The 6,394-nt window shown below is 69.1% G+C and carries 5 protein-coding genes; all 5 read right to left on the bottom strand.

What is annotated here, in order from left to right; all coding sequences use genetic code 11:
• On the bottom strand, positions 1-582 hold a 582-nt coding region (locus tag BLQ28_RS27480; protein WP_256327480.1), incomplete at its 3' end, for a carbohydrate porin.
• Between the two features lie 148 nt (positions 583-730).
• Positions 731-1,546, bottom strand: a complete 816-nt coding sequence (iolB, locus tag BLQ28_RS27475; protein WP_093246484.1) for a 5-deoxy-glucuronate isomerase — start codon at positions 1,544-1,546, stop codon at positions 731-733.
• Complete coding sequence (gene iolE, locus BLQ28_RS27470; protein ID WP_093246509.1) at positions 1,546-2,493, bottom strand: myo-inosose-2 dehydratase; 948 nt, start codon at positions 2,491-2,493, stop codon at positions 1,546-1,548. Before iolE ends, iolB begins: the two co-directional genes overlap by 1 nt.
• A gap of 30 nt (positions 2,494-2,523) precedes the next feature.
• Positions 2,524-4,389: a 3D-(3,5/4)-trihydroxycyclohexane-1,2-dione acylhydrolase (decyclizing) gene (gene iolD / locus BLQ28_RS27465; protein WP_093246483.1), complete on the bottom strand. Its 1,866-nt coding sequence runs from the start codon at positions 4,387-4,389 to the stop codon at positions 2,524-2,526.
• Positions 4,390-4,400: 11 nt separating this feature from the next.
• Entirely contained in the window at positions 4,401-6,362 is a 1,962-nt protein-coding gene (gene iolC, locus BLQ28_RS27460) for a bifunctional 5-dehydro-2-deoxygluconokinase/5-dehydro-2-deoxyphosphogluconate aldolase (RefSeq protein ID WP_093246482.1), read from the bottom strand.
• Positions 6,363-6,394 lie beyond the last annotated feature (32 nt).

The raw sequence follows: 6,394 nt of genomic DNA, 5'->3' as shown, positions 1-6,394 counted from the left end.
CCGGCCCAGGCCGCCCAGAGGGATGTCGTCGATGCCGGCGCCGTAGTTGTCGCCGTCCTCCACCACCCATTTGTCCACGATGTGCACGTCCTGGATGCGGTGGTAGCGCTGGCCGGCCCACAGCGTGGCGCTGTTGCCGAAGATGCCGCTGAGCGAGAAGTAGGCCTGCGCCGTGCCGCTCTTGCCGTTGTAGATCGTGGGCATGTAGAACACGCCCCACTTGATGCCGCCGCCCAGGTCGAACTTCTTGCCGATGCCGAATTCCAGGTAGTTGTCGCCCTCGTTGCCCAGGCGGTACTTCTGCAGGTCGCCGCCCAGCGAGTAGCCGCCCTTGGGTGCACCCTTGGGCGCGCCGAAGAAGCCGCCGCGGCCATAGCCCCAGAACTCCAGGCCGGTGGCGTCGTTGACCTTCTTGATGAAGTCCTTGGTGGGGTCGGTCTTGACCTCGGCTTCGGGCGGGGCGTCCGTGGGCGTGTCCATCGACTGGGCATGGGCCAGTCCGTGGATGCCGGCGAGCAGCACGAGGGCTGCGGCAGTGGTGGCTGCGGTAGTTGCGAGTCGGTTCGGCTTTCTGAATTTCACGTCATGTCTCCTCTTGTGGGTTTCGGTTGGCGGTGGAAAAAAGAAGTGGCCTGGCTTCTCGAGGGCGCAGGCGTGCCCTGCGCCAGCGACGCGGGTCGCTGGACAGTTCGGAAAGCGGAAAGCGGAGAGAGGGGCCCTGAGGGACTGGCTAGGCTGCGGGCTGCAGCATCCACTCGTGGGCCGGGTCGTTCCTGAACACCCAGTAGCGGGTGGGGCCGGCCATCACGTTCAGGTAGTAGAGGTCGTAGCCGTGCGGCGCCACCACCGGGTGGTAGCCGCGCGGAACCATCACCGTGTCGTGGTTCTCCACCGCCATCGCCTCGTCGAGGCTGCGGTCATCGGTGTAGACGCGCTGGAAGGCAAAGCCTTGCGGCGGATTGAGGCGGTGGTAGTAGGTTTCTTCCAGCCGCGTTTCTTCGGGCAGCGCATCGCGCTCGTGCTTGTGCGGCGGGTAGCTCGACGAATGGCCGGCCGGCGTCAGCACTTCCACCACCAGCAGGTGCGCCGCGCGCGGGTCGGTGTGCGGCAGGATGTCGCAGACATGGCGCGTGTTGCTGCCCTTGCCACGCACCGAGCGCGTCATCGCCGCCGGGTCGATCACCGACACCGTGCGGGGCTCGGTGCCGGCCGGTGCGGTGCACAACGCCACTTCGGCGTTGCGCTGCGCGCGCACGGTGACGGTCTTGCCGCCGGGCACGTACACCGCCGCGGGCGACACGGGCTCGAACACGCTGTCGCGCGTGCCGAGCTGGTCGAAGCGCTGGCCGTCCACCTCCACGTCGACCGTGCCGGTCAGCACCACGAGGCACAACTCGCGCGCGCCGGTGTCGACCGATTCGCTCTCGCCTTCGGCCAGGCGCAGCACCTTGAAGCCGACGTGCGTCCAGCCGGCGCGCTCGGGTGTCACATCGACCACCGTGCGTCCTTGCGCGGACGCCTTCACAAGAAGCGGACTGAGCGGCATCAGCGGGCTCCTTGTTGCATTGCAATGGGCTGGGCATTGGCGGCGTCGATCCGGTCCACGATGCGGCGCAGCGTCTCGTAGCCCTTCTTCGCGTAGGCGTAGCTCGGCGCGACCGCCGGGTCTTGCTCAGCTTCGACCACCAGCCAGCCTTCGTAGCCGCTCGCATGCAGCGTGCCGAGCAGCGTGTCGTAGTCGAGCGCGCCATCGCCCGGCACCGTGAAGGTGCCGTTCAGCACGCCGTCGAGGAACGACCAGCCGTTGTTGCGCGCCTGCCGGATCACGTCGGCGCGGACGTCCTTGCAGTGCACGTGCGCCACGCGGCTCGCGTGCTTCTGCAGCAGCTCGACCGGGTTGCCGGCCCCGCCGAAGTAGGCATGCCCGGTGTCGAACAGAAGGGACACGCAATCGGGCGCGGTCAGGGCCATCAGCCGGTCGACGTCTTGCGGCGACTCGACATAGGCGCCCATGTGATGGTGGTACGCCAGCGTGATGCCGTATTGCGCCTTCAGGTGTTCGCCGAACGCGTTCAGCCGCTGTGCATACGCCTTCCACTGCGCGTCGTCGGCGAACCGCGGGCGCTTGGCCAGCGGCGTGTCCATGCGGCCCTGGATCGAGCCTGCGACCTCGCCGTAGACCACCACGCGGCAGCCGTTGAAGCGCAGCTTTTCCATGTGCGTGGCGCAGCGTTCGATCTCGTGGTCGACCGTGTCTTCGGCCAGTTGGCCCGAGTACCAGCCCGAGACGCAGGCCAGCCCGTACTGCGCCAGCTTGGCCTTCAGGGCCGCGGGCTCCTTCGGGAACTTGTTGCCCAGCTCGAAGCCGGCGTAGCCGATTTCCGCGCCTTCCTGCAGCGCGGTTTCGAGCGGCGTGTCGCCGCCCAGCGCGGGCAGGTCGTCGTTCATCCAGGACAGGGGGTTGATGCCGATGCGGACGTTCCAGGTGTTCATGGTGTGCTTCTCTCCCAGGGGCGATGTCATTCAGAGTCGTTGATGTTGTTTGGCGGCTTCGTAGCGGGCGCGGGCGTCGAGCACTTCGGTGCGCGCCGACACCTCGGGAATCGCCACCTCCCACCAGCAGCCGCCTTCGGCCGTGGTGCGTTCCGCCGTGGTGTCGATGACGATCACCTGCGTGCGGCTGGCAGCGCGCGCGGCCTGCATGGCCTCGCGCAGCGCGGCGATGCCGTCCACGTGCACCGCCTGTGCGCCCATGCTGCGCGCGTGCGCGGCGAAGTCGATGTCCGATGCGCTCCCGCCTTCGGGAATGCAGTCGTCCAGCATGTTGTTGAAGCACTCGCTGCCGCTGGCGCGCTGCAGCCGGTGGATGCAGCCGTAGCCGCGGTTGTCCAGCACCACCACGATCAGCTTGCGGCCGAGCAGCACCGAGGTGGCGATCTCGGCGTTGAGCATCATGTAGGAGCCGTCGCCCACCATGACGATCACTTCCTTGTCGGGCCGTGCGAGCTTGACGCCCAGGCCACCGGCGATCTCGTAGCCCATGGTGGAGTAGCCGTACTCCATGTGATAGCCGCCCGGCGCGCCGCTGCGCCAGAGCTTGTGCAGTTCGGCGGGCAGCGTGCCGGCTGCGCACACCACGATGTCGCGGGTCGGCGAATCGCTTGCGGAATCGCGCACGGCGCCGATCACTTCGGCGTCGTAAGGCAACTGGCCCTGCGGCGGCTGCGCGGTCGTGAGTTCGGTGACGCGCGCGACCCAGCCGGCTGCCAGCGTGCGGCTGCGCGCGGTCCACGCCGGCTCGGCCTGCCAGCCTTCCAGCACTTCGTCGAGTTGCTGCAGGCCGGTGCGCGCATCGCTCACCAGCGTGGCACCGCCCCGCTTGGCGGCGTCGAAAGCCTGGACGTTCAGGCTCAGCAGCGGCACATGGCCGAACAGGCTGTGCGAGCCGGTGGTGAAGTCCTGCAAACGCGTGCCCACCGCGAAGATCAGGTCGGCGTCTTGCGCAATGGCGTTCGCGGCCGGCGAGCCGGTGACGCCCACCGCGCCCAGGTTGAGCGGATGGTCCCAGGCCAGGCTGCCCTTGCCGGCCTGGCTCTCGGCCACCGGCACGCCGTAAGCTTCCGCGAAGCTGCGCAACGCATCCCACGCCTGGCTGTAGAGCACGCCGCCGCCCGCGACGATCAACGGCCTGCGCGACGAACGCAGCAGGGCGGCTGCATGCGCCAGTTCGCGGGGCTCGGGCTGCGGCCTGCGCCAGCGGATCACCTCCGGCTGCAGGAAGTGCGTCGGGCAATCGAAGGCCTCGGTCTGCACATCCTGCGGCAGCGCCAGACAGGCCGGGCCGCATTGGGCAGGGTCGGTCATGGTCTGGATCGCGCGGGGCAGGGCGGTAAGGATCTGCTCGGGCCGCATGATGCGGTCGAAGTAGCGCGTCACCGGCCGCAGGCAGTCGTTGACGCTCAGGTCGCCGTGCTGGAAGTCTTCGAGCTGCTGGAGCACCGGATCGGGCGCGCGCGAGGCGAACACATCGCCGGGCAACAGCAGCAGCGGCAGCCGGTTGACGTGCGCCATCGCCGCCGAGGTGACGAGGTTGGTGGCGCCCGGCCCGATCGAGGTCGTGACCGCCATCGCGCGCTGCCGGAAATGCGCCTTGGCAAATGCCGTCGCCGCGTTCGCCATGCCTTGTTCGTTGTGGGCGCGGTACACCGGCAGCGTCTCGCGCCGCGTCGCCAGCGCCTCGCCGAGGCCGGCCACGTTGCCGTGCCCGAAGATCGCGAACACGCCGCCCAGGTACGGCTGCACCGTGCCGTCGTCCATCTCGACGCGAAGCGCTGCAAGGTGCTGCACCAGGGCCTGCGCCATGGTGAGCCGTTGGGTGTCTTGTTTCATGCAGGGTTCCTTCAGGCAGCCGCGCGCAGCGGCTGGTGGGCGAGGTCCCAGGCTTCCACCAGCGCAGCGAAATTGCGCGCCACTTCCTGCACCAGCGTTTCGTCGTCGATGGCCTGCTGGAGCCAGCGCAGGCCCGGTTCGGCCCAGAGCGTGCGCCCGATCATGAAGCCCTTGACCACCGGATTGGTGGCGGCCGAGAAGCTGCGTGCCAGGTGCGCCAGCGGCTGGTTCAGCCCCAGGATCACCGCGCCCCGGCATTGCGGGTCGCGCGCGGCGATCAGCTCTGCGAGCCGGTCCCAGGCCTCTGGCGCCATCGGCGAGAGCTTCCACCATTCGGGCTTGAAGCCGAGGTTGTAGAGCCGCTCGATGGAGCGCAGCACCACGGCGTCGCGGGCTGCATCGGTGTCCGTCTTCGGCAGTATGCTGGCGGGCGGGATCAGCTCCAGCAGCAGCTCGTGGCCGCTGGCGCGCGTGGCTTCCCACAGCTCGCGGATGCGGGCTTCCTGCTCCAGCCGCAGCTCGACGGCGTCGTCGGGGTGGTAGTACACGAGGCACTTGACGGTCTGCTCCACCGGCCACTGCACGAGCTGCGAAGCCACCGACGAGGTGCCGTCGAAGCGCAGCGGGCGCGACAGCGGCAACTCCACCGGCCGGCCGACCCACCAGCCGCAGCCGGTGGCGGCCGCGAGCGCGTCGCTGCCGTAGCTGCCGTCGATCAGCACGCCCACGCGGCCCTGCAGCGAATGGCTTTGCGCCACGCGCGCGGCGGCGGACACCAGCAACTGCTTGAGCGCCGGCACCCGCGATTCGTCGCTGCCGGCCTGGCGTGCGAGGTCGGCGAACTGCGCGCGATGGTCGAAGGCCAGCACCGCCAGCGACGACCACGGCGTGCGTGCCGCGGTGGTGCGGTGCAGGTGCGCCAGTTGTGCGTCTGCGTCGACCTTGGGGTTGCGCTGGCCGCTGAACCAGTGCGCCAGTTCGGCCGGTGTCGGCATTGCGGCCGAGCAGGCATGGCGCGAGACGACGATGGCGCCGCATGCGTTGGCCAGTTGCGCGGCCTCTTCGAAAGGCTGGCCGCGCAGCAGGCCGGTCATGAGGCCGGCGGCGAAGGCATCGCCGGCGCCCAGCACGTTCAGCACTTCGACCCGCTCGCCCTGCACCGTCTGCGCGTCTTCGATGCGCTCGGGCACCGCGCCGGGAATGAAGCAGCAACCCGCTGCGCCCAGCTTCACCACCATGGCGGCTTGTGTCACGGCGCGCACCGCGCGCAGCGAGGCCATCAGGTCGCCCTGCACGCCTCCGGCGATGAGGAATTCTTCTTCCGTGCCGATCAGCAGGTCGAAGCGCGGCAGCAGCGTCTGCAGCCGCTGCGTGACCTGCGCATCGGGCACGAAGCGGTTGGCGCCTTCGCCGCGCTTGGTCAGGCCCCAGAGCACGGGGCGATAGTCGATGTCGAGCACACGCAGCACGCCATGCTTTTGCGCGTGGTCGAGCGCGGCGACCGAGGCCGCGCGCACGCCGGGGGCACTCAGGTGCGTGCCGGTGATCAGCAGCGCGCGGCATTGCGCGATGAAGGCCTCGTTGATGCCGTCGGCCTCCAGCGCCATGTCGGCGCAGTTCTCGCGATAGAAGAGCAGGGGGAAGGTGTCGCGGTCTTTCAGGCCGAGCAGCACCAGCGCCGTGAGGCGCTGCGGATCGACCTGCACCTGCGACACGTCGCAGCCCTCGCGCTGCAGCGTCTCGACGAGGAAGCGGCCCATCTGCTCGTCGCCCACGCGCGAGATCATGGCGGCCCGCAGGCCCAGCCGCGCGGCGCCGAAGGCGATGTTGGCGGAGCTGCCGCCCAGGTACTTGGAAAAGCTCGCGGCGTCTTCGAGCCGGCTGCCGATCTGCTGGGCGTACAGGTCGACGGCGAGCCGGCCCAGGCAGGCCAGGTCGTAGCGGCGTCCTTCGGGGAAATTCAACGTTTGCATGTTTCTCTCTGTGGCTCTTGGTCTTCTGTCGT

Source organism: Variovorax sp. EL159 (assembly GCF_900100965.1).
In the GTDB taxonomy this organism is placed as follows: Bacteria; Pseudomonadota; Gammaproteobacteria; order Burkholderiales; family Burkholderiaceae_C; genus Variovorax.
The sequence above is the reverse complement of the archived record's forward strand: the minus strand, read 5'-3'. Positions and strand labels throughout refer to the sequence as shown.

What these genes read in the sequence shown, in the direction of transcription:
- iolB (WP_093246484.1), bottom strand. Translation starts at nt 1,546, where the DNA reads ATGCCGCTCAGTCCGCTTCTTGTGAAGGCGTCCGCGCAAGGACGCACG.
- iolE (WP_093246509.1), bottom strand. Translation starts at nt 2,493, where the DNA reads ATGAACACCTGGAACGTCCGCATCGGCATCAACCCCCTGTCCTGGATG.
- iolD (WP_093246483.1), bottom strand. Translation starts at nt 4,389, where the DNA reads ATGAAACAAGACACCCAACGGCTCACCATGGCGCAGGCCCTGGTGCAG.
- iolC (WP_093246482.1), bottom strand. Translation starts at nt 6,362, where the DNA reads ATGCAAACGTTGAATTTCCCCGAAGGACGCCGCTACGACCTGGCCTGC.